The organism is secondary endosymbiont of Heteropsylla cubana (assembly GCF_000287355.1).
Taxonomy (GTDB): domain Bacteria; phylum Pseudomonadota; class Gammaproteobacteria; order Enterobacterales; family Enterobacteriaceae.
Map to the genome: position 1 here is coordinate 846,727 of NC_018420.1, position 26,631 is coordinate 873,357.

The window sequence follows — 26,631 nt, forward strand, 5'->3', positions numbered from 1 at the left end:
AAGTTTATTTTTAGGCATTTATATAAAAAAATTAGCCTTTTTATTAAACACCATCAATAATAAAAAAAAGATAGTAAATATAATACTAAAAAATTAGCTCGTTCGAAAAAAAACAAGCAACTGACTGTACAAATTTAATAAGAAATATTTCTTGTCTTAAAATATTGTTTAAATAAACAAAAAAATACTTATATAGCATGAATAACCTGATAAATTAATTTGTTTAATTATCTATATCGTAATAATTAAATAAGTTTATTTTAAAGTTTTAAAGATTTTAGATATTTTAGATTCATGTATTTAATTTAGCATACTAATACCAAACTTTTGGTATCACTCATTAAAACACAGTCAATAGACAACGTAATAACCGCTATATTTTTATTATATACATATAATTACTTAATCTTGTTAGTATAAGTCAATAAAAACATAGAATCTTGTTTCATTGTTGCTAAAAAAAATAAAAAATATCACAATTGAATTTAATATTAATTGAAAATTAGTCTATATAATAGAATTAAAACATCTTTTAAAAATTTGACTATTAATTAAAGTATAATGATTTACATATTTGTTATACTGTAATTCACAAAGATTACTATAATACTAGTATCTCTATAAATTGTCATCGTAGCATTGCCTGGACACTTATTTAAAATATTTAATAATTTATTGTAGTGAGAAAAAAAATAGACATATAATAACATATGACATAAATATACTATTTTTATTTATCAAATTTATGAATGAAATTATATCATATCTTTTTAGATCAACAAAAAGTAAAAATATTATACAATAATTAACAAATTATGCATTTCTTACTAAAAAGATAAGAAATGCTTACTATGAATATCATTTAAAATTTAATAAGGTTAGTTTCTATGTAAATGGAATAAAATTGTATAATTATTGTAATACAATTATGATTTAGGATAACTAAAATTCTTGATTTATAAAAAATAAATATCCGCGTCAATTATTAGATAATATTTTTTATGAAAAGAATACTTATACTTAATATTATAAATAAAGCAAATAAATACATTATGATTCTAAACTAGAATTTAGTTATTCAGGTATTTTAACTTGTAAACGAAGTTCTTTTGGTATTTGAAATACAACATTTTCTTTGTGACCAATAAGCTCTATAGGTTCTTGTGCACCTAATAAACGAAGGCGTGTTATCACATGTTCTACTAGAATATCCGGTGCTGATGCACCAGCAGTTACCCCGATGTTTTCTTTTTTATAAAACCAGCTACTTTGAATGTCATCTGCTCTATCAATAAGATAAGCCGGTTTTCCGGAACGTTTTACTAATTCAGTTAAACGATTGGAATTTGAAGAATTTTTTGAACCAACAACAAGGACTACATCAGACTTTGCAGCCAGAATGCGTACCGCTTCCTGACGGTTTCTAGTGGCATAGCAAATATTTTCTTTTCGGGGTCCTATAATAGAAGGAAAACGTAAGCGTAATGCATCTACGATGATTGCACTGTCATCTAATGACAGTGTTGTTTGTAACATAAAGCTCAATTTATCAACTCTTTTAACCTTTAGTTCCCAAACGTCCTTCTCTGATTCTACTAAATATATTCCAGCAGAAAGGTTGTTGTATTGTCCCATAGTTCCTTTAACTTCAGGATGTCCATTATGACCTATGAGAATAGCTTCCCTTCCTTCACGACTAGCACGGATTACCTCCATGTGTACTTTATTTACTAATGGACAAGTAGCGTCAAATATAGTTAGATTTCGATTATTCGCTTCTTTTCTTACTGACTGAGAAACACCGTGAGCAGAAAAAATAAGAACAGAACCTTCAGGAACCTTATTTATATTTTCAATAAAGATTACGCCTTGTTGGCATAACATGTTAACGACGTAACGGTTATGGACTATTTCATGGTAAACATAGATTGGTGCTCTATAAATTTTAAGAGCAGATTCTACAATACTAATTGCTCGCTTTACTCCGGCGCAAAAGCCACGTGGATTAGCTAATAGTATATACATTCGTTTACCTCCTCTTAAAACTTAATTAATAGCACTAGCATTTATAGCATGATTCTTATAAAGACTCTTAATTATTAGAGTAATTAAAACTTACTAATTAAAATAATATTTTCTGAAAATATAATCTTGACAAATTGATATTAAAATATTGATTCATTAGATTGAAAATAGAAAAGAAAAACGATACAATAGCTAAAAGTATATTTGCCAAAAGAGTGGTTATTTTACCGAATGAGATTTTTTTATAAAAAAAAGAAAATGTATGTATGAGAGACATATTGTGTCTTCAGATAAAGATAAAAGAATAATAACACTTAGTTTGATCTGAAAAAAAATACTTATTATATTTAATATTACAGTACATATCTTCTATTCTTAACAAGAATGCTTTACAGGGTTGATAATAATCACATCTCTAATGCTTTTTATTTTTAAGAAATAGGTATATTTTTCAGTCATACTCTATACAATATAAATATTGTAGTCAAAAATATTATAAGTGAATCAACGAGAATAAGTACTCTACATCATAATAACGCTATGATCCTTAACTGTGATCACAAATATTCTATCTTTAGATAAAGTAAAATGCTTCTTGCAAATTATACAAACAACTCTATAAGTTATATTTTTGTCGATCTATTTTTTATTCTAATAAACATTATTAAATTATATTAATGTAATTTCTATTTATTTCTTATTAATAATCTTTAAATTTTTTTGATCTAATCGTGTGTTATATAGTTTTTGTCAAAATTGAATATTTGAGTATTCTTTAGTGACATTGTTGCTTGATAGATATATTTGTATTATTATGTAATATATCATAAAAGTAAATATTTTAATAAATTTATAAAAAATCTGAAAATAAGCTTGAAAAATTTTTAAAAAAAATACCATCTATAATTAACAGTAATAACAAATTCAAATACGGTCTTTAAGTGTTTTATTATTATTTTAATAAAATATGTTTCCAGTTTATTCGGTATCTATTTAAAGTCTGATCTGTCTTGACAAAAATTATAAGCAATCAATTTTACTTGATTTTTTCTCTTTTACCCACGATTAATATAATATTACTATAAGTTAATTAATTATTATTGATTACTATGCATTAAATGTTGAGCCTTATTTTTTTAATGATTGAAATGCAGAATAGTGACGTTCCTTTAATGAGATTAATAGTGTTCCAATACAAATACTTGTATCTGCTAAGTTAAATGTTGGCCAATGCCAGTTACCAATATAAAAATCTATAAAATCGATTACGACACCATATGCCATACGGTTCCACAAATTACCTAATGCCCCACCAATAATCATAGCATAAGCTATATTAGATAACCTGGACTGATGAGAGGAATAATACATTATTATTAATAATATTGAGGTAGTCAGGATCGCAATTGCAGAAAATACCCAGCACTGCCATCCTCCACCGTTTGCAAGAAAACTAAATGCACTACCTAAATTATAAGTATAGGTAATATTAATATAGGGAATAAATCTAATCGATTCACCAAGCCAGAAACAAGTCATTATCCAGTGCTTGGTGCCTAAATCTAATAGTAGAACAATCGGTGTAATCCAAAGCCACCTTAATCCCGTAGAAAATATTGTGTTATACATCAAACGAATTTACGCTCTTCGCCAACACCATAGATGTTCATAATACAGCGACTACAAATTTCTTGATATTCATAATGTTTCCCTATGTTTGTATCATAACGCCAACATCTTGGACATTTCTTTCCTTTTGCTTTTACTAAAGATATTTTTAGTCCTTGGAGTCCGTCACATTGGACTGCATCGTTACTTGCATTTAGATAGTTTTCGACTACAGCATCGGAAGTGATCAACGCAAAAGACAGTTCATCTCCAAGTTTTTTTAATAATGAAGCAAGCGCAGGTTCTGCATACAGTGTAACACTGGCCTCCAATGAGCCACCAAGACATTTTTCTATGCGAGCTTGTTCAATTATTTTATTAGTCTCGTTACGTATTTGAAGTAATGTTTTCCAATCATCATCTTTCAAAGCTTGCCTATTATCTAATCCAAATAAACCATTATACCACTCTTCAGTAAAAACATATTGTGATCTTTTTCCTGGTATAAACTTCCAAAGTTCATCTGCAGTAAATGACATAATTGGTGCTATCCAACGTACAAGAGCTTCAATAATATGATATAGAGCAGTTTGACAACTACGGCGGGCAAGACCATTGGCTTTACTAGTATACTGACGATCTTTGATAATTTCTAAATAAAACGAGCCCATTTGTACAGAACAAAACCGCATAATACGTGATATGATATTATGGAAATCATAATTATTATAATAGGATATAATCTCTACTTGTGTCGCGTATGTGTGTTCTACCGCCCATCGATCTAGTAATACCATTTTTTCTGATGTTACGATGTCATGTTCCGGATCAAAACCATCCAGGTTGCCTAGAAGAAATCTGGCAGTATTGCGAATTCGCCGATAGATATCAGCGGAACGCTTGAGGATCTCGTCAGATACTGTTATTTCACTAGTATAATCATTAGAAGCTACCCAAAGACGTAGAACATCTGCGCCAAATTTTTCTATAATTTGATTTGGGGTAACCACATTACCTATCGATTTAGACATTTTGCGTCCCTGCCCATCGACTGTAAAACTATGAGTAAGAACTTGATTATATGGTGCTTTAGATCCCATTGCAGTAGCAATCATGAGAGATGACATAAACCAACCACGATGTTGGTCAGAACCTTCCAGATACAGATCAGGTGTATGACCTTTAGATTCTGCTCGGGTCGCTATTACGGAAGCGTGAGTAGATCCCGAATCAAACCAAACATCTAGCGTATCCATCACTTTATGATAATGAGCAGCATCATTTCCAAGAATGGTTTCGGGATCCAGATCCCACCAAGCTTGAACGCCTTTTTTTTCAACCTTTTTTGCTACTATTTCCATTAACTCAATAGTTTCTGGATGTAGCAACTCAGTTTCGTTATGTAAAAACAACGTTATAGGGACGCCCCAAGCGCGTTGGCGAGAAATGCACCAATCAGGACGATTAGTTATCATCTTTTCGATGCATGCTTGTCCCCACTCTGGAATCCATTGAACTTTTTTTATCTCTGCCATTGATTTTTTTCGCAGTTCACGTTGTTCCATGCTAAGAAACCACTGTGGTGTAGAACAGAAAATAATTGGTGTTTTATGTCGCCAACAATGTGGATAACTGTGAGATAGTGTTTCTGTGTGCAGTAAAGATTGCCTGTCGCGTAAAAGGTCAATGATCACGTCATTAGCTTTAAAAACTTGTACACCATCTAATGCAGGTAGAGTTCCTTTTAAGTAGCAACCATCTAATCCAACAAGATTAGCCATTTTTAATCCGTATTTTTTAGCTAGAAGATAGTCTTCTTGCCCATGGTCAGGAGCAATATGTACTGCGCCGGTACCTACTGATAACGTTATATTCCGACTAAGGATAACCGGAACCTCTAAATTCATGAAGGGATGGCGAAAACGTAGAAATTCAAGAGTTTTACCAGTTATCCTACCAAGGAGCCTCCAAGTAGTAATATCGGCACGAGCCATTGTAGTAGCTACTAAATCAGCAGCTAAAATATAGCCGTTTCCTTTAAATTCAATTAATTGATATTCAGCGTCTGGATGTACAGAAATTGCTCGATTAGCAGGCAGTGTCCAAGGTGTGGTAGTCCAGATTAATAGAAAAATCTGTCTAGGAAATTTTACGGAAGTAAATTTAAGGGCAAGTTCGCGGGTGTCATTAGCTAAAAAAGCAACATATATGGAAGTTGAAATATGATCGTGATATTCTATCTCTGCCTCTGCTAGAGAAGAACGACAGTCAATACAACAGTTTACTGGTTTAATACCTTTATATACGTGTCCGTTAGAAACGATTTTACTAAATGCGCGGATGATGTTTGCTTCAGTAATAAAATTCATTGTTAAATAAGGATGATTCCAATCTCCAAGAACACCCAAGCGAATAAAATCTTCTTTCTGTTGTTCTATCTGTTTAGCAGCATAAACACGACAAGCTTTTCGAAATTCCGTTTCGCCAATTTTGTCTACAGGCTTTCCAATAAGTTGTTCTACTTTTAATTCAATTGGTAGACCATGGCAATCCCATCCAGGAACATAAGGCGAATCGTATCCCATCAATCCTTTAGATTTGATGATAATGTCTTTAAGAACTTTATTAACTGCATGACCAATATGAATTCTACCATTTGCGTAGGGTGGTCCATCATGCAATATAAAAGTTTTCTTTCCTTTTTTTGCTTGACGAATAATTCCATATAAATCTTTTTGATACCAATGGTTGAGTATGACACATTCGTTTTTAGGTAAATTACCTCGCATGGGAAACCCTGTATTCGGCAAGTTAAGGGTATCTTTATAATTAGTCATGTCATTCTCTTTTTTATTATTAATGTATAGAATTTTGAGGTTTTTCAAATTCAAAATAGTGACGAGCACTAATTACATCATTAGCAATTTGCTGTTTTAATGATTCTAGTGAAGGAAAACGCTTTTCTTGTCTTACTTTTTTCTTGATTATTATATCAAGATGATAACCGTATATATTTTTATTAATATCCAATAAATGTACTTCTATTTTCTGATTCAGACCAGACACTGTAGGACGATTGCCAATATTTGCAATACCAGGAACCGGTTTATTAGTTAATCCTAGGACTTCTACCACATACACACCATTAAGGGCTACTCTTCTTCCATTAAGGGAAAGATTAGCAGTTGGAAAACCAATAGTCCGTCCAAGTGCATCGCCATATACTACTCGTCCTGATAACTGATATGGATGTCCTAAAAGTATCTCTGCTTCTTCTAACTGATCTTGAGATAACGCGTTACGCACTCTAGTGCTACTAACACGTTGATTACCTACTATATGGGTAGTACTTTTCATAACCTCAAATCCGGTCTCTTTTCCCACTTGTTGAAGAAGCATAAAATCTCCTTGCCGACCAGAACCAAATCGAAAATCACAACCAATACTGATGAGACGAACACCTATTTTTTTTACTAGATAATCAGTTAAGAATCTATATGCGTTAATTGAAGAAAATCTTTTATTAAAATGAACGCACACTATTATATCTACCTTAGCAGTTGCCAAGTATTTTACTTTATCGCGTAACAAAGTTAAACGTGCCGGCGCAGCAGATTTAGAGAAATATTCTTGCGGTTGTGGTTCAAAAATTATTGCCATTACTGGCAAATTACGACGCTGGCCTTCACTCCGTAACTCTGAAATGAGAGCCTGGTGTCCACGATGAAAACCATCAAAATTACCGATAGTTAACACGCAACCATGATGGCGTGCATGCAAATTATGTATACCGCGAATTAGCTCCATAGAGGCCTCTAAAGATCTTAACAATTAGATAAGGAGAAAGGGGGGTTACATCCGTTATATCCCTTCCTGGGGGATCATTTGCAAATTCAATTTTTAACATTATATAGATAAATATTATATTAAAATTTATTTAATTTTAAGTTCAAAAACTTACTCTTTCACGGCGCTAAAGAGTTATGTGTTTATCTCGAACAGTTTAAGAACACAAACAAGTCTAAAATGTTAATTCCTTTAATGATGTAAAGATCGTATCCACTTTATATTTTATTCTAAAATTTGTATTGTTATACAACTTATATGGTTCTTTAACTGTCTTTTTTTTAATATCTTTTTACTCATCAGATAAGTTTTTATCTAAAATAAAAATTACTGTTTATTAAAAAAACACTTTGTAATGTACTTTGTTTCTTTCAGAACGTTTCTAGATATATTGATTATTGATAAGCGTCACGAATTAAAAACATATAAACAATAACTTTATTATAATAAATTACCGATATATAGAGATTACTAATATTTTAATCTAATACATGTTGTATTTTGTTTTTTTTAAACTTAAATCTGCTATAAAGTCTTGAGAATATTATGTACTTAAATTTACGGAAATAAGATGACGATAAATTATTAATTAAGATTAATTTAGTAATAAATTAAATAATATTCATATAAATAAATAATAGTCATATAAGCGTATGTATTATAAAAAAAATCCTTTATATTGAAAAAAGTCTACGTATCCATAAGAGAAGTGTATCTCTGTCAACTTGTTTTTGTTTTACATTCTTAAGACCTATGATGGATAATAATAAAAAACAATATAAAACTATTTATTCGGTAATCCTAAATATAAAACAAGATCAATTAAAAATATGTTGAAACAGGGAACTGTAATTGTTATTAACACCTAATTATTCAGTGTTTAGTGAAATGTTATTGTTGCGAAGGTTTTAAGTCTATTTAATGATTTATCGGTAACGGGTTACACTAATAGTATACTTAAGTCGTATTAATTTATAAAATAATATTTTTTTAAAAAAATATCGATAATTATAGATTAGCAATCTACGTGATTTATAGCAGATTGATAAGGGAAAAATGATTAATTACTTACAATAAGTTTATTAAGCTAGTTGAATAAAAAAAATATCTAGTTATTTTTAACGATCTAGTCAAAGAGAGTTATCTTGTTTATAAGATATAATTGAAACAATTAGTTGTTTATTTTAAACTTCGTTTCTTCTACAAAAAAACTGAAAATAATGATAGTTCTATGCAAATAGAATCACGTATTTAATTTTTTTAACTTAAAAAAGATTAGATTTATGATCATTCACGAATGTGATTTGAAATCATTTCGAAAAATATATAAGCAATTAAAGAAACGAACCTTTTAATTAAAATAATTGATGTTTAATATTTCGGATCAGTATAATTATCAAATCGTGACCACTGTCCATTAAATTTTAGCCGCACAGTGCCAATAGGCCCATTTCGTTGTTTTCCAAGAATAATTTCAGCTATACCTCGCATATCACTATTTTCATGATAAACCTCATCACGATACACAAACATAATGAGATCTGCGTCTTGCTCAATGGAACCAGATTCGCGTAAATCAGAGTTAACGGGGCGTTTATCTGCACGTTGTTCTAAACTACGGTTTAATTGCGATAATGCTACTACGGGAACTTGTAATTCTTTAGCCAACCCTTTTAGAGAGCGAGATATTTCAGCGATTTCCAGTGTGCGATTATCTGAAAGCGACGGAACCCTCATTAACTGTAAATAATCAATCATTATTAAACTTAAACCATTATTTTCTCGGAATATACGTCGTGAGCGAGAACGGACTTCTGTTGGAGTAAGAGCTGAAGAGTCATCAATATACATATTCCGTTTTCCTAGTAAAATCCCCATTGTGCTGGAAATTCTTGCCCAATCTTCATCGTCTAGCTGACCAGTACGAATGCGCGTTTGATCAACGCGCGACAAAGATGCTAACATACGCATCATAATGTGTTCACCAGGCATCTCCAGGCTAAAGATTAATACGGGTTTTGTCTCAGTCATAGCGGCATGTTCACATAAATTCATAGCAAAAGTGGTTTTTCCCATAGAAGGGCGAGCAGCAACAATGATTAAATCAGATTTTTGTAGGCCCGCAGTTTTCTTGTCAAGATCTAGATACCCAGTAGAAACACCTATTACTCCGTCATGTGGTTTTTGGTATAGTTGTTCTATACGTGCTACCGTCTCTTCAAGAACACGATCTATACTTTTCGGCCCTTCATTTTTATTTGCACGATTCTCTGCTATCTGAAAAACCCGTGATTCTGCTAGATCTAGGAGGTCCTCGCTACTGCGACCTTGAGGGTTATAACCGGCATCAGCGATTTCATGAGCTACACTAATCATTTCTCTTATGATTGCGCGTTCGCGAACAATATCTGCGTATGCAAAAATATTGGCAACACTAGGAGTATTTTTTGAGAGTTCTGCTAGGTAAGCAAATCCACCAACTGTTTTTAATTCCTTTTTTTGTTCTAAGGATTCTGCTAGTGTGATTAAATCAATCGGTTGTTTCATTTCAAATAATCGTTGCATTTCGCTAAAAATCAGTCGGTGCGGAATATTAAAGAAATCATTTCCTGTTAGTCGTTCGACAACATTATCCCATCGTTCATTATCTAGCATTAAACCCCCGAGAACAGATTGCTCTGCTTCTAGCGAATGTGGCGGTATTTTTAAACCTTCAATTTGGTAATCTCGGAAAAAGTGTGATTTCTTAAACATTTTTTTTTCTGACATATATATAAGGTACTCTGCCTAGAGTATAGGTTCTTTTAAATTAATAAAGTTGTTTGTATTATCTATTTGTATTATCTATCGAGAAGATATCATATGTGTTTTGCACATTACACGCCAGATTTTATGATATATTAAAGATCTTTTAAGGAGAAGACATGTAATGACTAAACGTATACAGTTTAGAGAATACGGCGGACCAGAAGTCATGGAGTGCATAGATTTCATGATCTTAAATCCGAGTTGGGGAGAAGTGCAGATAGAAAATAAAGCTATTGGTGTTAATTATATCGACATTTATACCCGAAAAGGCTTGTATTCTACAAACCTTCCCTCTGGTCTCGGAACAGAAGCGGCAGGTGTAGTTAAAAAAGTTGGGCCCGGTGTAGATTTTTTTTTTCCAGGAGATAGGGTAGTGTACGCTCAAGCTCCATTAGGAGCATATAGCAGCATACATAATGTGCCTGCGAATAAATTAGTTCACTTACCTAACACTATTTCTTTTCAAGAGGCAGCTGCTGTTTTTTTAAAGGGATTAACGGTATTTTATTTACTTTATCAAACTTATAAAGTTAAGCCAAATGAGGTTTTTTTATTCCATGCCGCTGCCGGCGGTGTGGGATATATTGCTTGTCAATGGTCGAAATTGCTAGAAGCAAAGATGATTGCTACCGTCGGTAGCGAGTCAAAAGCTACTTTAGCAAAAGAAGCGGGGGCATGGGAAACAATTAATTACCGGAAAGAAGACGTATTTGAACGTGTTTTAAACTTGACAAATGGAAGTAAAGTGAATGTAGTATACGATTCAGTCGGTCAAAAGACCTGGGAATCCTCTCTTGACTGTCTGAGTCCTCGTGGGTTAATGGTTAGTTTTGGTAATTCGTCAGGACCTGTTACAGGTGTGAATTTAAGTATATTGAATGAAAAAGGTTCTCTGTTCGTCACACGTCCATCGATTAATAGCTATATTTCGAATTATGCCAGCCTAAAATATGCTGCTGATAAATTATTCAGTATGATTGCCAAAGGTTTAATAAAAGTTGACGTACCCAAAGAACAAATTTTTCCTCTATCTTCAGTGAAACAGGCGCATCAAGCATTGGAGGCAAGAAAAACTAGTAAATCATTACTCTTAATCCCATGAGAGCATGATAATTAAAATAACATGTTTTTTTGCCTATGATAACTAACACTATTTTTTTTTGATATATGAATCATAGGCACTAAAACACTAGAGAAAAAAATAAACTCTTAAAAAATCTTTTGGTTTTTTAAGAGAATTAAAGGTAATTATTAAGTGTAAAGAGAAGGATTATTTTTTATTTACTCTAAATTGTATCTTGTATGCATTAATTTAGAATTTTCGATCAGTTATCTTTTCTGATATATAATTTTAGTGTTATTTAGTTGCTATTTAGTAGCACGTTACTTTAAATAATCTTTTTATCCACTTATTAATATCAAAATATTTTATAGAAAGGAAAACATGTTTATTTTTAATAAATACCTGGATAATCACAACAGAGAATGGTATGAAGTATACCTTCACATAATATAGTATTAAAAATTGCCTTTTATGATGTAACTAAATAGCTAAAAAGCTACGACGTGTTCGTAGAATTATGTGATATATGTTTTTCCGCGAGAGAGAAAATTTGTTTTATAAAACAAATTTAAATATTTCATCATAATGAAAATTGTTAATTTGTTAAATATCATTTTTTAATTTGTACTATGAAGTTACTATATGTATGAGTTAGTAACTCTTGCTAATCCTAAGTTTAAAATATAATCAAGTAATCCTCTCAAACTAGACAAGAGAAATCCGATATACACCACAAATATATTTATTTTCTCTTTCTAAAACTATATTTTTAGATTGAAATACTTATAACGACAGTATGATTTTCGAAAAAATATTTTGAAATCCAAGAAATATATCAATTTTCATTGAATTATATCTAATTAAAAAATCAATGTTTAAATATTAAAGGTACTTTATCTTTATCATTTCTCCATTCTACTTTTTACTTATCTAGTTGCGCATACAGACTAATTTGCATTATATTTATCATTCCTCCCCGAATACTTCTTTAAGGAAGAAGTAATACTACCTCCTCTTTTTTTTGTTTAATCTCATTAAGTTTTTGATAAACATCATTAAGCACATAACTGCCATCACTTGATGTTTGTATATATTTTAATATATTTAATTACATTGTAAGTAGTGTAAATTCTAGATACCCCGGTATAGTACTTTACTACACATTAGAGGAGTGTTTTATATTTTACATAACTTAACTAAATTATCTAAATTAGCTGTATATAAATCATATCATATCTTTTAAAGAAAATACTATATAATTATTTTGTAAGTAAACTACTTACTATTTTAAACATCTTTCTTTTTATTAAAAACTAATCTTACAACACGCGTAACTTTAATCACAAACCAGATAACCATATAAAGTCTAGTTATTTAACATTAACCTCCTGGAGAAAAATCAATATGCTAACATTGACAAAAGAAGCATCTCAGGTACGTGAAGCTTTAGTAGCCGCTGGTTTGGAATCATTACCGCAAGATATAGCGCTCACTAATATAGTCAGACAAGAACTCATTGCAGGACATATGATGGAAATCATGGCTATACTTAACCTCGATTTAAGTGATGATAGTTTAAAAAAAACACCGCACCGTATTGCTAAAATGTATATTGAAGAAATTTTTTTAGGTTTGAATTATGCTAATTTTCCCAAAATTACTCTTATCGAAAATAAGATGCAGATACATGAAATGGTTACTATATGCAATATTACCCTAACCAGCACCTGTGAACACCATTTTATTTTAATTGATGGCAAGGCTTCTGTTTCATATATACCAGAATATAGTATTATTGGATTATCAAAAATAAATCGTATCGTACATTTTTTTTCTCAACGACCTCAAATACAAGAACGACTAACCAAGCAAATCTTACTAGCATTGCAGACCTTACTTGAAACAAATAATGTTGCTGTCTCTATCGATGCTATACATTATTGTGTTAAGGGACGAGGAATATGTGATGCCACTAGCACAACAACAACTATTTCATGTGGTGGGTTATTTAAATCTAACCAAAATACCCGAGAAGAATTTTTACGTACGATTAAATCGTATTGTAATTAATATGTTTTTAAGTGAATTTTGATAGATTCATCAATCTTTCGATTACATTTTTTTGTCAGGTATTTGATTTTAAAAATTGAATGTTTGCTTTTATTATGCAATCAGTTAATAAAAAAATAGTTATTAACTGTTCCGCTCTCTTAGAAAGAGTTAATTCAATTTTGTAACTTAAACATATCTTAAGAATATGCTGAATTAAATAGATTAACTTAATTGGTTATTTTATTATATTAAATATATTAGCTATAAATTCATACACTTAATTTTATTATAATTTTAAAGTTTTATACAAAATCTAATACTTCTTGTTCCTTGTTGTCACCCTGAGTTGCCAGCGCTTGATCGCTTGTTGTCGTCGGCGATTAAGCTCTTCTCCAATTTTCTTACCTATAAATCCTTCCTTTAATATCTCTTGAACCTTAACTGAATGCGCTATACGAAAAGCTTTGCGAAGAAATTCTTCTTGGAAATATCCATGATCGTTATATTTGCAACGGACAAGAGCATTAGCTTTGCTAGACAAAATTATTTGTTCAAGGCGCACCGGTCGACGCCAAGCATCAATTTCACTAAAGAAGGCGATCAGTGTTTTTGAGCTAAAGATTTTAGCAGTATGCAATAAATCGTGATAACGAACCACAATCTTAGCTAAATTTCGAATCGAATGTGGAACTTTAAGTCGTTGACATAGCGATTCAACTACTTTCACTCCCGCTAAATTATGAATGGGGCGTTTTGGCCAGATCTCTTGAGATGTAAGTGTTTTACCTAAGTCATGGCAAAATGCAGAAAATCGCACAGCAATATCGTCCGTTAACCGAGCTGCAATTGATGCTGTCATTAAAGTATGGATTCCAGCACTAATTTTTGGATTCCGCTTCGTTGACCCCGGAATGTCAAATAGTGCATCCAACTCTGGAAACAACACTTTTAAAGCATTGCATTCACGCAAAATCTGAAAATAAATCTCTGGATTGTACGTTGAAAGTGCTTGCTCTGTTTCTTTCCAGACTCGTTCAGGAGATAAAAATTGCAGCTCATTGGTCATCTTTAACATTAATTTCATTGTTTCTGGAGCGATTCGAAAATTTAAATAAGCGAAACGTGCAGCAAATCTGGCAACTCGAAGCACTCGAAGAGGGTCTTCTCCAAAAGCATCAGAGATATGACGCAACCAACGATGATGAAGATCCTTTTCTCCATGATAGGGATCAATAAGTTGACCTTTATCGTCGCAAGCAATTGCATTAATAGTAAGATCTCGACGATGAAGATCTTCTTCTAGAGTTACTTGTTGAGAAGCATGGCAAATAAATCCAGTATATCCTTGACCAATTTTTCGCTCAGTACGGGCTAATGCATGCTCTTCGCGGCTTTTGGGATGTAGAAAAACTGGAAAATCTTTTCCGACTTGCTGATAACCTCGTTTTTGCATTTCTTCTGGTGTTGAGCCTACTACTACCCAATCTCTCTCTTTAATTGGGAGTTTTAATAAACTATCACGCACTGCTCCACCCACCAGATATTTTTTCATTATTTCCTCTGGATGCCACCGATATTCACGTTGCTTGAAATATTTATAAAATCACTAGATTATTGTTTTGTATAATTAATCACTATTTAAAATATGAATTTAATTTATTTAATAGTTCTTTTAAGTTACATGGTAAGATAATACTGAGGAGGTATATTAAATGACTTAAAATTTTATGGCGAAGTGACAAAATCACATATTATTCATATTCACTCCTAATAGGATTTCTTATTTATAATAAATATAATTGTTGTAATATATACTTTAAAATAAGAATTTCCCTGATTTATGAAATTTACATGATATCTATTAAATTTAAATCAACAAATGTTAAAAAGTATTTGAATTTCACATTAGTAACAAATATCCTATTACTATGTTTTTTAAATGTTTTATTTTTAAAAACAATTTAAATAAAAATATTTGTTTTACAGTATTATATTAATAAATATTTATTAAATTCTTCATGTAATATTTTTAATATATTGACAGACTTGACCCTAGCAATGTAGTTGTTTTTTTATAAAAAATTTTATATAAAAATTAAAATCATATTTTCAGTTATTAGAGTGAAGTTGAATAAATATCTCTGGTTTCTATGATGTTAACGTATTAATTAGTAAATTACTAATTTAGGTAAAAATATTAAGAATCAGTAAATATATATATCATTGCAGATATAGTTATTTTCAGTATTATGATTATAAATTGTTTATTTTATTGGTAAATTTAATGTTTGTGTTTAATAACAAAGTTATTGTTTGTTGAATATGCTTTTATCAAAAAAATTTTATATCAGAATCTGAAAAACATGTAAAATACAGCTCAACTTAATATAAATCATTTTTTTTGATAAAAATGAAAATTTTTATTATTAATATAATTAAACTTAATAGTTGCTAGGTTGCATGTGAGAATAATATCGATTTTTGATAAAAAATGAGTTCATTATAATAAGCATCGCTTAATATTAATACACATTAAAAAAAGTTAAAAAATATTTCTTTTTGAATTACCTCTTAATATCTTAAATAGCTCTCAAGAAGACTTCTGATTATGTTTAAAATTGAGTATTAAAAATTAAAGTTTCAATTAATATTTTTAATATTTTCAAAAAATTATTATTTAGTATAAAAATACTTGTATTATCAAATATATAGTAATATAATTACAAATTATTCGATATTATTTTTATTAGCAATGCAGACGTATATAATAATATAAACATAATGTATTATCAGCACTAAATTATTAAAAATATTCTTTTTAAAGGATTTTGAGAGTAGAATTCTCGATTTTCAATTAAATGTATTAATTTTAAATTTGTGCCAATAATAAAATTATGAGCATAGTAATTTTAATTTAAGACATGAAAAACATTAATTTGTTTGAAATATCGATTTAACAATCACATTCTCTATATTTCATTTATAAAATAAAAAAAATATCATCATGTGTAAAAAAACTATTTTTAGTAAAATTATTTCTCGGGAAATTCCTGCTGATATCTTATATCAGGATTCTTTAGTTACAGCTTTTCGCGATATTAACCCTCAAGCTCCAATCCATATCTTAATAGTTACTAATATAGAAATTCCCACTGTTAATGATATCACTATTGACCATGAAAATATGTTAGGGCACTTATTTAGCGTTGCAGTAAAGATGGCTCAACAAGAAGGGATTGACAAAGAGGGCTACCGGTTAATTGTGAATTGTAATCAAAATGGCGAACAAGAAATTTATCATTTTCATATGCATCTTCTAGGCGGAAAACGGCTTGGAATCATGGTGAGTGAATAGATTAAATATATATGATAATTGTATAATAAATTTATTAGGTGGGATTGACTAAGTTGTTCTTTACTTAAGAGAAGATAAGAAAATTTTTTTCATGAATGCATCTGTGAGTAATAATGTTGTTTTTTTAGTTTCATATGCTTTTATTGATTACAAGTTATTAGTTTTATATCTATGATTTTTTATGTTAACAAAGCACCACTTTCCGAGTATGTTGTACTACAACATTTAAAATATACCATTAAAAAGTATTATCTTAATTATTAGATAAATTTTTTTAGCCAACTTTCTAGTATAATTACAGCTGCTTTTGCATCAATGTTACTTTTTTTTAAAGCGCGATAACCGCCTGCTCTAAACAAGATCGCTCGAGCTTCTATGGTGCTTAAACGCTCATCGTGCAACACCACTTGAATAGAAAATCGACTTTGTATTTCTTTAGAAAACTTTCGAGCAAATTTAGTTATTGGTTGTTCGCTGTTGTTCATGTTTAGAGGTAACCCTACAACTATAGTATCTGGAAGCCATTCATTCAATATGTTTTCTATTTTTTTCCAATCAGGAACACCGTGACAAGCTTTCAATGCTTTTAGTGGTTGCGCTGTACAGGTTATGCGCTGACCAACAGCAACACCGATACTACTCATACCAAAATCAAATGCCACAACACTACTACTAGATTTTATCACAATTTTTTTAATCAAGCATGAACAGCTTGATTAGTAATATTGTGGATACCAACTCCCAAGATTTTAGCTGCAGCTTGCCATTAATTTGAAATAGGAGTCTTAAATAGACTCTCGTTTTTTTTAGAAGGACTAGTAAACCAGGCATTATTGATTAATTCTTTCTCAGGTTGATTTTTGTCCCAACTAGCATTTCCAATGCCACTAAAATATCATCGGGTTGCTTGGATGCTCCTAGCGTTTCTAAAACATCTTTTGATGTAGTGAGCATTATTTTAGCAGAAAAGTTGATACTGGCATTCAATTTATCACGGTGCATATGTAAAATAGAACCACGATCCTCTGCTAAGGAGTCACCAAAAAAATATAGGTTCATTTGAGTTAACATCGATCTCTCGATTGTTTAGGATAATATTGATTTTTTTAGGAAAATTTTTAACAAGTAATACTTAACAGATTTATTTATTATAAGTCCTATTGCTCTTTTATTATCATGTTTAAAAACATAAATAATCGAGCGTGTAAATAATAAGTCATCTAGTGACAGCATTGCAATAAGAAAATAATACTGTCAATTGATGTTTTTATTAGGATATATTGATATTTTTATACTTTGAGACGATATGTAGTAGGCGCTTTCAATATTAAAGAAATTCGCGCAAATCAGTAATATTGTACAACTGAACTGTCATATTTACGGAAATTAGCGTTTTTTTAAAATTATGCGTTTTTCAATTGCATCTAATAGTATTCCATTAATAGAAATAGGAAAGGCAGCCTCGATTTCGCACACGCAAGTAGGACTAGTGACATTAATTTCAGTTAGGTGCTGCCCTATTATATCTAGTCCAACAAAGATAAGTCCTTTTTTCTTCAACGTCGGAGCTAAAGCGTCAGCTATTTTCCAATCATTTTTAGTTAACGGTCGTACTTCACCCTGCCCACCAGCGATAAGATTGCCACGAGTTTCACCAATTTTAGGAATTCGTGCTAAACAGTAAGGGATCGTTTTACCGTCTATCACAAATACTCGTTTATCCCCATCTTTAATAGACGGTAAATAATTTTGAGCCATACAAAAATTACGTCCGTAACCAGTAAGATTTTCAATAATTACTGTTAGGTTTGGATCTCTTGATTTAATATGAAAAATTGATTGACCGCCCATACCATTGAGAGGTTTTAAGATAATGTCACCGTGTTTCTTCCAAAATGCGCGAAGATGTGCATCTTTTTTGCTTACCAGGGTATCTGGGGTATATTTCGGAAACCACATGGTAAATAATTTTTCGTTACAGTCTCGCAAACTTTGTGGTTTATTGACAACAAGAACCCCTTGATGTTCAGCTATTTCGAGAATATAAGTAGCATATAAAAAATCACGGTCAAAAGGTGGGTTTTTACGCATTAAGATGATATCTAACATCTCAAGATTGATATCCTCTTCATTGTTAAATGTGTAATAGGGTGTATGTTCTTTTTTTACAGAAAGTACTTGAGTTGAGGCTCTCGCTTTACCAGCTGATAGATATAGGGAGTTCATTTCCATGTAATAAATTTTATAACCACGATTTTGTGCTTCTAGAAGCATAGCAAAGCTAGTGTCTTTTTGAATATTAATTGTAGAAATCGGATCCATTACAATTCCAAGCTTAATCATTTTATATTCCTTGATCTAAATGGAGGAGTGTTTTTTTAAAAACGAGAATGATAGAGCTTATTAAATAGCACTTACACGATGTAATTAAAATACTTACGAGATAAATGTCATGATATTGATAAAAACTATATTATAATTACCTTGCCATACTTGTTTTCATGGTATTATAATTAACCGATTTTAATCAAATAAAATTAAAGATACTTAAATAATTAAGTACTTTTTTATTATTTATTATTTGCTTTATTTTCCAAAAGATCATTTCTATAACATTTTTTTCGATAGGAAGATATCTAAAAAAACGTACAAGTTAAGTATTTCGAGGTTTTATAAAATGGTTTAACATTGTTTTTTTTATTTGTTTGAGAAGACTTATCATTAAAGAAGTACTCTAGTGCTATTATGTTTTAGAATGCATTTGCTATTGCCATAGTGATTATTTGAATGTTATTTTGTGTAAATTCCTATTTTATTATGAATTCTTACTGTTAGGTTGAGTATTAAAATAATCTTGCATATATTATAATCAATTGATTTTTTTTAAACTTGATAGAGAGATTTTCTTAATTAAAGTACGATCGCATTAATTTTAATATCTGAATAAGCAATAATTATAAAAAAATATATGTAGTGAAATTTAAAAAACATAGAATTAGAATCAATATGATTTGTAAATTTTATCATAGGATTAATAAAGATAACCACCTCATTATTTTTTTTTGTTTTAATATAAACGATATTTAAAATGTTAAATGATTTTTTTTAACTTAAATTTAAATTTTAAACTTTAAACAAAGGTTTAAAATCAAAAAAAAAAGAAATAATTTAAGACTAAAATGGACATGTTAAGCATAAAATAAAGATCGTTTAATTTAAATATATCTTAAAATGAAGAAATGGATGAAAATTTTATATAAGTTCTTTCTACAATGGTAGAAAATCATTGCGCGTATAATCTATAACAATAACAGCTGATAATAACATTGATGATGGGTTAATTTTATAGATATAATCGTTTAATATTTTTGCCAAAAAATACCGGATCTAGTTTATAATTAACATTATAGATATAAGTTATTAAGATTCTAAATTTTTAATTTAAAGCAAATGACGACGCTACAGAAAAAACTTAAATGTCATCGGATCCCGTGTAATTAAAAAATCCTTGAGTATTATTTTGAAATGTTTATAGGTTTAAAATAAGTCTGCATAACTATACTTTTCAAGTATCCTAATATCGTAGAAATTGTTATATTAAAAAAATATCTCTAATGAGAAAATAGCGGATAGTAGTGTTGAGATATTTTTTTAATAATTATTTTATATTTTTAGCGTTAGAGTGATTTTTGGTTTTTTAATGTTCTTGTTTGAAAGTTTTTCTCAAACACTTCCAGGTTAAAAATGCAATATAATTTATAGTTAGTAAAAATATAATTGAAAATTTATAGATATTTGTCGTAATGACAATGGTCATAGTTTAGAACAGTTGAGATAGACATGATGCAAGATTTGCGTCTAATATTATTTTTCGTGGGCACAATTGCTATTATCGTATTGTTGTTACATGGTTTGTGGGTCGTTCGTAAAGAGCGATTTCCAGTGTTGCGTAACTTCCAACTAAAAAAAGTAAAAAAAATAAATCAGACGCAAGAGGATCTACTTCAGTTTCAAAAAAATAACAAAGGAAATAAACTCTGTTCTAGTGTTTTACATCATGAACAAAGTCGTAACATGAAACATGTTGATACATTACCATCTTTATCTCAATCAAAAAAAGGTGCAGCTCTAAAAAAATACGATGACACTATAGATCCCATCTTACATAATAGCATTAACTGCTTTTGCTCTACTATAGACGATAATTTTAACAAAAAGATGGATGCATCTTCTAATATAGAAGATGCATCTACATTTAAACAGATAATTAGTGATGTTAATAAATATCATACCAATAAAACAGATGTATTTGATCAGCACTCTTTATCTCTACCTCGACTGAATCGTACAATTGTTTCCAAAATCGATAAACAGATATTGAAATCTTCCGAAGAAACTGTGACTTCTATTTTAAATAGGTGTGTACAAAAAAAGAGAAATAAGATAAAAGGAAAAGAAATTATTTTAGTACTGCATATTGCGGCTCATGAAGGTAGTGTTTTAGGAGGAGAAGCATTACTGAAAATTGTTTTGCAAGCTGGATTTCATTTTGGAGACATGAATATATTTCATCGTCATCTTAATCCTAGCGGTAGCGGACCAATATTATTTAGTTTGGTGAATATGGTTAAACCAGGTTCCTTTTCCTTAGAAAAAATTGCAGATTTTAGTACTCCAGGTGTCTCTGTTTTTATGACAGTACCAACAGCTTATGGTGATTCTTATCAAAACCTTAAATTAATGTTACAAGCAGCTAATCGTATAACCTCTGATTGCGGTGCTCGCCTCCTTGACGATGAACGATCTATAATCACCTCGGAAAAAATAGATGACTATAAAGATCGAATTCAGAGAGTGTTATATGAAACTTCATAGTTTTTAGGCATGTCTTTTTAAAACGTATAGTCCATATCGTATTTTAATGCTTTATATGCACGTATTAATGAGTGATTTTCTAATACAAGTAATATCAATGAGAAAATTAGACATCACACTAACCATTATGATATCTAAATACTACTTTGAATGTAAAAAAATTCAAAAGCAGTTCCTTTTTTATTCACTAGTAATGAACTAAACTAAATTAACTTATAAATTCCATTTGATTGATAATCAGGGCATACATTTTATGCTAAATATATTTAAAAGAAAATATGTTGCATTATAGCGAACAAAAATCGTGACAGGAATATTCTTGAAATAGTGTTTAATAATACAAATCAGCATATCGTGTAATTAGTTATATTTTAAGATAACTATATCTTTTTAAACTATTTTTTTTATATTCACTAATAGAATAAAACTATTATATTTTTCTTTAAAAGAAAAAGGTATTTAATTCTAAATAAAACTTTAATTTTTTTAAATAATATTTTTTATTTAATATTTTACCAACATCTTAGAATTGACATAATACTAGTAAAATTAAAAAGATAACATGATGGAGAATTAGCAATAACATGCAATATTAATACAAAGTAATTAACGTTTTATTTATACAAATAAAACTATATTGTTTTAAATAAAAGTAAAGCGTTATATAAGATACTTATATAAACAAATACTACTGCAATAGTAGTGGTATTTGTTTTTACTTTATAGTATATTTTTTTAAATATTTAAAAGTAGTTTAGCGGGCGACATCATATGCATCCGATGCTCAACATTGCTATTCGCGCTGCGCGAAAAGCAGGAAAATTAATTTCACAATACTATGAAACACCTTCTATCTACGAAAACAAAACCAACTTTATTTCCACTTTCTGTCGGGAACTAGAACGATTAATTATTGAAGTTATTCGACGATTTTATCCACAACATAGCGTTTATGCCGAAAAAAGTGGAGAACTAATAGGAAAGAACAATGATGTAAAATGGATTATTAATCCATTAGATAGTTCTACGAATTTTATTAAACGTTTTCCTCATTTTTCTGTATCTATTGGCATATTAGTGAAAAGCTGCATGACAGTTGCAGTCATATATGATCCGATGCGCAATGAACTGTTTACTGCATCTCGAGGTCAAGGAGCACAATTAAACGGTTATCGTTTGCGTGGGGGCACAGAACGTGGTATAGAGAGCACTGTATTAGGCACTACTTTCTTGTTTAATACGCAAGAAAATTCTAGTAATTATATTTCCATAATAAGCAAGTTATTTCTAAAATGTAAAGCGTTTCGTTGCACAGGTTCACCATTGTTAGATTTAGCCTATGTCGCCGCAGGTCGTTTAGATGGATTTTTTGACATTGCTTTAAAACCATGCAGCTTTCTTAGCGGAGAACTTATAGTACGTGAAGCTGGAGGGTGGGTTACCGATTTTATCGGTAGCCATAATTATTCTGTATCTGGGAACATCATAGCTGCTAATCCTAAATTATTGAAAGTAATAGTATCTACTATACGTAATGAATTGAAAAATTTTTAAACGCTTAATTTGTAATTAACAACTGTATAGTGTTATTAAGAAATTAAATATATAGCATTTTTTTTAATTTACGTGTCAAGAATATCTACACCTATATAAAAGATAATTTACTCATCTTAAATTTTCATAAAAAATTTATTTTTTTAGATAAAAATCAGAAAGAATATTATTTTACATATATTCAATAAATTAAGTTTTTTATTTTTTTTAGTTAGACAGAATATTATTATAAAATTGTAATCTATGTTGCTGTTTAATTTTAATAATTAAGCATTTTTTTGTGACTTTTCTCGAATTTAAAGCAGTCTATTGTCTATTTGTTGTAGTTTTGTATGAAACGCTCATCAAAATGTTTAATCTGAGTCGTAGTTAAAGATATGCAAATCCAGTTAAAGATTCTTTTTTTTGACCAGAATTACTAAATATTTTTACAGTAATATGTCTAAGATACACGAAACAAATGAAGATTATTTTTAGTTTATTTTTTTTATTAATACTAAAATTGATCATGCCTTATATGAAAAATTCATATAGATTATAAAAAATCAATATATTGTTGAATAATTAAAAGTAGAACGATCAAGTATGGGATCTAAAATTAATATCTATAATCTGCATATTTGATTTTCAAAATTGCCTGAAAAAGATCTAAGAGTATTTTCCGTAACAATTAGGGAAAAATAAATTGCTAATAATAATATAAATAGAATTATTATTAGCAGTAAAAATAGATTTTTAAACAAAATTATACGGAAGGTTGATTGGTTGTATATTTATCTGTAATAGTTTTTTATTTTGGATTGTGATTCTGATTAAGAATATATGTATTAAATATAAAATTTAATTTTTCATGGTTTTTTATTTTGCTAAAGCGTAAATCTTAACAATAGAATTAATTTAGAAGTATGATGCGCATTTAAGTCTAAATAATAAGATGAATTGTATTTATAATTATAAAAATAAGTTTAGTTTAGACTAAATGTGATTTTATGATATAGTTGATCAACGATAGTGATCGTTTGCAATTTTAAAAAAAAATTATTTATACTCAACTAACATTTTTTGTTAATTCAAAGGTGATATTTATGGTTCGTTTTTCTCGCTCTCACAGCTCTATAGTTGAACGTGCTAATAAAACTATTCAGCCATTTATGGCCCAAGTCTATGGTTGGATGACTTGCGGCTTATTATTAACTGCTTTTGTCGCTTGGTATGCTGCTCGTACGCCAATATTGTTGCAGTTTATTTTTTCAAATCACTTAGTATTTTTTTCTCTTATGATAGTTCAATTAGTGGTGGTTTTTATTCTTTCAAACATGGTAAATCGCCTTAGTAGTATGTTAGCCACCTCTTTTTTTATGCTATATTCAGCTTTAACTGGTTTAACGTTAGCAAGTATTTTTATCCTATATGCATCTTCTTCTATCGCCAGTACGTTTGTAATAACTTCAGGTATGTTTGGTGTTATGACGGTGTATGGATACACAACTAAACAAGATTTAACTAGCTTTAATAATTTATTGTTAATGACATTGATTGGTGTAGGATTAGCTTCCCTAGTGAATTTATGGTTAAAGAGCACTATGTTAACGTGGTTAGTAACATATACTGGTGTACTTCTTTTTGTAGGACTAACTGCTTATGACACCCAAAAACTGAAAAAAATAAATACTCAGCTTTCATTAGGAAATAGGGAGCAATTTCATAAAGAGTCCATATTTGGAGCACTAACTTTATATTTAGATTTTATTAATTTATTTTTAATGTTTCTTCGTATTTTTGGTAATCGTCGTTAATTTGTGTAATCTTAATTAAAAAGGGGTATTTCCGGGTTATAATATTCTAATACTATGAAATATTTTTTATGTTCGCAATGAATGTTTCCCTAAGATCTAGCCCCAAGTGTTTTTTTAATGACATGTGAGAAAAAATGTAAGGTTATGGACCTAATTAACATAAAAGTTTTGTATTTTTAGGTTAAATGAAATTATTGATTTTAATACGACTCAAAATTTTAAAACTTTTTATAAAGTTTAATCTTAAGTGCAATAAATTAATTTATTTATGTGTATGAAGGAGAAAAAATCTAGATAATAATAAATATTATTAAATATTGATGGTTTACCTTTTTAGAAATTTAATAATGTGGATGTAGATTAATTTTATTAATTATATAGTTATGTTAGAAATTTTGAATTTATAAAAAGATTTTTTAAAAAAATCTGGTCGGCATGAGAGGATTCGAACCTCTGACCCCCGCCACCCCATGACGGTACGCTACCAGTCTGCGCTACATGCCGAAAAGCATACTATTTTAGTATAAATTAAAAAATATTTTGATGAGCTATATTACTTGTAATCTTTCATTAAAGCGAGATTTTTATAAAAATTTTATACTGAAATATCAGTTATTAACCTCTAACTTTATAGAGTTAAACGTCAACTTTCATAAAAACGATGAACTTCTTGTTGTAATTCAACTGAATAGTTCAATAAACCTATTTTTTATTAACGCAATAAAACTTTTATTATTATGTTAATAGTATAATTAAATGACAAACATGAAAAAAGTATTTAGAAAGTAATATTATTATCAGAATACAAAATTTCTTTTTCTATATTATTATTCTTAACCGTGAATAAAAATTTTTATATTTTTGTCTTATCTAATAAGATTAGATTTATAAAAATACAGATTTAGAATATTATTCTAATTTAAGATTTTTAGATGATTAATCTATAAATGTTTTTTTATTATATCGGTATTCAAAAATAAAATCTTCTGCAATAAACAGATATGTTTAAATATTTTTCAAAAATTAAGATTATACATTAATTTTGGTAAATTATTTTTTCTAAAATTTTATAGAAAATTTTTTATGAATGTTTATTTATTTAAAATACAGCATTTTTTAAAAAATATTTTTTTATTTAGTTTATATGTTTCTTCTCTCATGTTAATTTCGAATTATTAAAATTAAAAACGAGAAAAAATTTAAAAATAAGTTATGTAACTATGAATGTTAATTGCATTAAATAAATTTATTAAATGATTTTGGAACGATTATCTATTTTATATAATAAAATTAGAAAAAATATTTAAAATGATGCTATATTTATATCAATATAAGTTATTTTAATTTTAATTTTTAAAATTATTTAAACGATTATTAGAAATTAAGTAATAGGAATTGAATAATGTAGAAAAGATAGTTTAAATTGCCCTAAAAAAATACCAACGCTCATTAAGCGAGAAATAGCATTTCATGCTTTCAAGAATTTATGTTTACAGCTTCTCAAAAAAAAATAAATAAAAAGCAATATAATCAAGTATCTTATAAATAAGATTTGCACATTATATAGATTTAGCTAATAAAAAACTTTTTTATTAGTCTATATTCTAGTCCGTAGACTAATTTTTTAATTCTACCTCACTAAAAATATT

Annotated in this window: 16 protein-coding genes and 1 tRNA gene; 6 read left to right on the forward strand and 11 right to left on the reverse strand. The window is 29.2% G+C overall.

Translation table 11 applies throughout. The annotated features are described in order from the left end of the window. Positions 1 to 1,074: 1,074 nt before the first annotated feature. From ispH to dnaB, 5 genes are all read right to left on the reverse strand, one after another. Complete coding sequence (gene ispH / locus A35E_RS02265; protein ID WP_014889066.1) at positions 1,075 to 2,025, reverse strand: 4-hydroxy-3-methylbut-2-enyl diphosphate reductase; 951 nt, start codon at positions 2,023 to 2,025, stop codon at positions 1,075 to 1,077. A gap of 1,128 nt (positions 2,026 to 3,153) precedes the next feature. Continuing rightward, positions 3,154 to 3,654, reverse strand: coding sequence for a signal peptidase II (lspA, locus tag A35E_RS02270; protein WP_014889067.1), 501 nt, complete (start codon positions 3,652 to 3,654; stop codon positions 3,154 to 3,156). Next, positions 3,654 to 6,470, reverse strand: coding sequence for an isoleucine--tRNA ligase (ileS, locus tag A35E_RS02275; protein WP_014889068.1), 2,817 nt, complete (start codon positions 6,468 to 6,470; stop codon positions 3,654 to 3,656). Before ileS ends, lspA begins: the two co-directional genes overlap by 1 nt. A 19-nt stretch (positions 6,471 to 6,489) precedes the next feature. Further along, on the reverse strand, positions 6,490 to 7,440 hold the full coding sequence (gene ribF, locus A35E_RS02280; RefSeq protein ID WP_014889069.1) for a bifunctional riboflavin kinase/FAD synthetase: 951 nt from the start codon (positions 7,438 to 7,440) through the stop codon (positions 6,490 to 6,492). Positions 7,441 to 8,850: 1,410 nt separating this feature from the next. Beyond that, positions 8,851 to 10,248 carry a replicative DNA helicase gene (gene dnaB, locus A35E_RS02285; RefSeq protein WP_014889070.1) on the reverse strand — a complete coding sequence of 466 codons (1,398 nt, stop codon included), beginning with the start codon at positions 10,246 to 10,248 and terminating at the stop codon, positions 8,851 to 8,853. 160 nt (positions 10,249 to 10,408) lie between these two features. On the opposite strand from dnaB, the gene A35E_RS02290 reads away from it, so the two are divergent. Next, on the forward strand, positions 10,409 to 11,389 hold the full coding sequence (locus A35E_RS02290; protein ID WP_014889071.1) for an NADPH:quinone reductase: 981 nt from the start codon (positions 10,409 to 10,411) through the stop codon (positions 11,387 to 11,389). Positions 11,390 to 12,754: 1,365 nt separating this feature from the next. Beyond that, positions 12,755 to 13,420: a GTP cyclohydrolase I FolE gene (gene folE, locus A35E_RS02295; protein ID WP_014889072.1), complete on the forward strand. Its 666-nt coding sequence runs from the start codon at positions 12,755 to 12,757 to the stop codon at positions 13,418 to 13,420. Positions 13,421 to 13,715: 295 nt separating this feature from the next. On the opposite strand, the gene A35E_RS02300 is transcribed toward folE, so the two are convergent. Then, on the reverse strand, positions 13,716 to 14,954 hold the full coding sequence (locus A35E_RS02300; protein ID WP_014889073.1) for a multifunctional CCA addition/repair protein: 1,239 nt from the start codon (positions 14,952 to 14,954) through the stop codon (positions 13,716 to 13,718). A gap of 1,452 nt (positions 14,955 to 16,406) precedes the next feature. Between A35E_RS02300 and A35E_RS02305 the strand changes: the two genes are divergently transcribed. Further along, positions 16,407 to 16,757 carry an HIT domain-containing protein gene (locus A35E_RS02305; RefSeq protein WP_014889074.1) on the forward strand — a complete coding sequence of 117 codons (351 nt, stop codon included), beginning with the start codon at positions 16,407 to 16,409 and terminating at the stop codon, positions 16,755 to 16,757. A gap of 260 nt (positions 16,758 to 17,017) precedes the next feature. Here A35E_RS02305 and ruvX read toward each other — a convergent pair whose 3' ends face one another. The 4 genes from ruvX to gshB form a co-directional block, all read right to left on the reverse strand. Further along, a complete protein-coding gene (gene ruvX, locus A35E_RS02310; protein ID WP_044105217.1) occupies positions 17,018 to 17,401 on the reverse strand; it encodes a Holliday junction resolvase RuvX in 384 nt (127 codons plus the stop codon). A gap of 193 nt (positions 17,402 to 17,594) precedes the next feature. Continuing rightward, the gene (locus tag A35E_RS03155) at positions 17,595 to 17,828 is read right to left on the reverse strand and encodes a YqgE/AlgH family protein (protein WP_014889076.1); all 234 of its coding nucleotides are present in this window, start codon (positions 17,826 to 17,828) and stop codon (positions 17,595 to 17,597) included. A gap of 15 nt (positions 17,829 to 17,843) precedes the next feature. Beyond that, a complete protein-coding gene (locus A35E_RS03355) occupies positions 17,844 to 17,990 on the reverse strand; it encodes a YqgE/AlgH family protein (protein WP_083835077.1) in 147 nt (48 codons plus the stop codon). 153 nt (positions 17,991 to 18,143) lie between these two features. After that, on the reverse strand, positions 18,144 to 19,100 hold the full coding sequence (gshB, locus tag A35E_RS02320) for a glutathione synthase (RefSeq protein WP_014889077.1): 957 nt from the start codon (positions 19,098 to 19,100) through the stop codon (positions 18,144 to 18,146). Positions 19,101 to 20,597: 1,497 nt separating this feature from the next. Here gshB and zipA point away from each other — a divergent pair. The 3 genes from zipA (at position 20,598) to A35E_RS02335 (ending at position 24,982) form a co-directional block, all read left to right on the forward strand. Further along, the gene (zipA, locus tag A35E_RS02325; RefSeq protein ID WP_014889078.1) at positions 20,598 to 21,632 is read left to right on the forward strand and encodes a cell division protein ZipA; all 1,035 of its coding nucleotides are present in this window, start codon (positions 20,598 to 20,600) and stop codon (positions 21,630 to 21,632) included. Positions 21,633 to 22,403: 771 nt separating this feature from the next. Beyond that, a complete protein-coding gene (gene suhB / locus A35E_RS02330) occupies positions 22,404 to 23,186 on the forward strand; it encodes an inositol-1-monophosphatase (protein WP_014889079.1) in 783 nt (260 codons plus the stop codon). Positions 23,187 to 24,271: 1,085 nt separating this feature from the next. Beyond that, on the forward strand, positions 24,272 to 24,982 hold the full coding sequence (locus A35E_RS02335) for a Bax inhibitor-1/YccA family protein (RefSeq protein WP_014889080.1): 711 nt from the start codon (positions 24,272 to 24,274) through the stop codon (positions 24,980 to 24,982). Positions 24,983 to 25,409: 427 nt separating this feature from the next. On the opposite strand, the gene A35E_RS02340 is transcribed toward A35E_RS02335, so the two are convergent. Continuing rightward, positions 25,410 to 25,486 (reverse strand) — tRNA-Pro (locus tag A35E_RS02340). Positions 25,487 to 26,631: the final 1,145 nt, after the last annotated feature.

Excerpts from the sequence above, each read along its gene's own strand:
- ispH (WP_014889066.1), bottom strand. The coding sequence starts at position 2,025 with ATGTATATACTATTAGCTAATCCACGTGGCTTTTGCGCCGGAGTAAAG.
- lspA (WP_014889067.1), bottom strand. The coding sequence starts at position 3,654 with ATGTATAACACAATATTTTCTACGGGATTAAGGTGGCTTTGGATTACA.
- ileS (WP_014889068.1), bottom strand. The coding sequence starts at position 6,470 with ATGACTAATTATAAAGATACCCTTAACTTGCCGAATACAGGGTTTCCC.
- ribF (WP_014889069.1), bottom strand. The coding sequence starts at position 7,440 with ATGGAGCTAATTCGCGGTATACATAATTTGCATGCACGCCATCATGGT.
- dnaB (WP_014889070.1), bottom strand. The coding sequence starts at position 10,248 with ATGTCAGAAAAAAAAATGTTTAAGAAATCACACTTTTTCCGAGATTAC.
- A35E_RS02290 (WP_014889071.1), top strand. The coding sequence starts at position 10,409 with ATGACTAAACGTATACAGTTTAGAGAATACGGCGGACCAGAAGTCATG.
- folE (WP_014889072.1), top strand. The coding sequence starts at position 12,755 with ATGCTAACATTGACAAAAGAAGCATCTCAGGTACGTGAAGCTTTAGTA.
- A35E_RS02300 (WP_014889073.1), bottom strand. The coding sequence starts at position 14,954 with ATGAAAAAATATCTGGTGGGTGGAGCAGTGCGTGATAGTTTATTAAAA.
- A35E_RS02305 (WP_014889074.1), top strand. The coding sequence starts at position 16,407 with ATGTGTAAAAAAACTATTTTTAGTAAAATTATTTCTCGGGAAATTCCT.
- ruvX (WP_044105217.1), bottom strand. The coding sequence starts at position 17,401 with ATGAGTAGTATCGGTGTTGCTGTTGGTCAGCGCATAACCTGTACAGCG.
- A35E_RS03155 (WP_014889076.1), bottom strand. The coding sequence starts at position 17,828 with ATGTTAACTCAAATGAACCTATATTTTTTTGGTGACTCCTTAGCAGAG.
- A35E_RS03355 (WP_083835077.1), bottom strand. The coding sequence starts at position 17,990 with ATGCTGTCACTAGATGACTTATTATTTACACGCTCGATTATTTATGTT.
- gshB (WP_014889077.1), bottom strand. The coding sequence starts at position 19,100 with ATGATTAAGCTTGGAATTGTAATGGATCCGATTTCTACAATTAATATT.
- zipA (WP_014889078.1), top strand. The coding sequence starts at position 20,598 with ATGATGCAAGATTTGCGTCTAATATTATTTTTCGTGGGCACAATTGCT.
- suhB (WP_014889079.1), top strand. The coding sequence starts at position 22,404 with ATGCATCCGATGCTCAACATTGCTATTCGCGCTGCGCGAAAAGCAGGA.
- A35E_RS02335 (WP_014889080.1), top strand. The coding sequence starts at position 24,272 with ATGGTTCGTTTTTCTCGCTCTCACAGCTCTATAGTTGAACGTGCTAAT.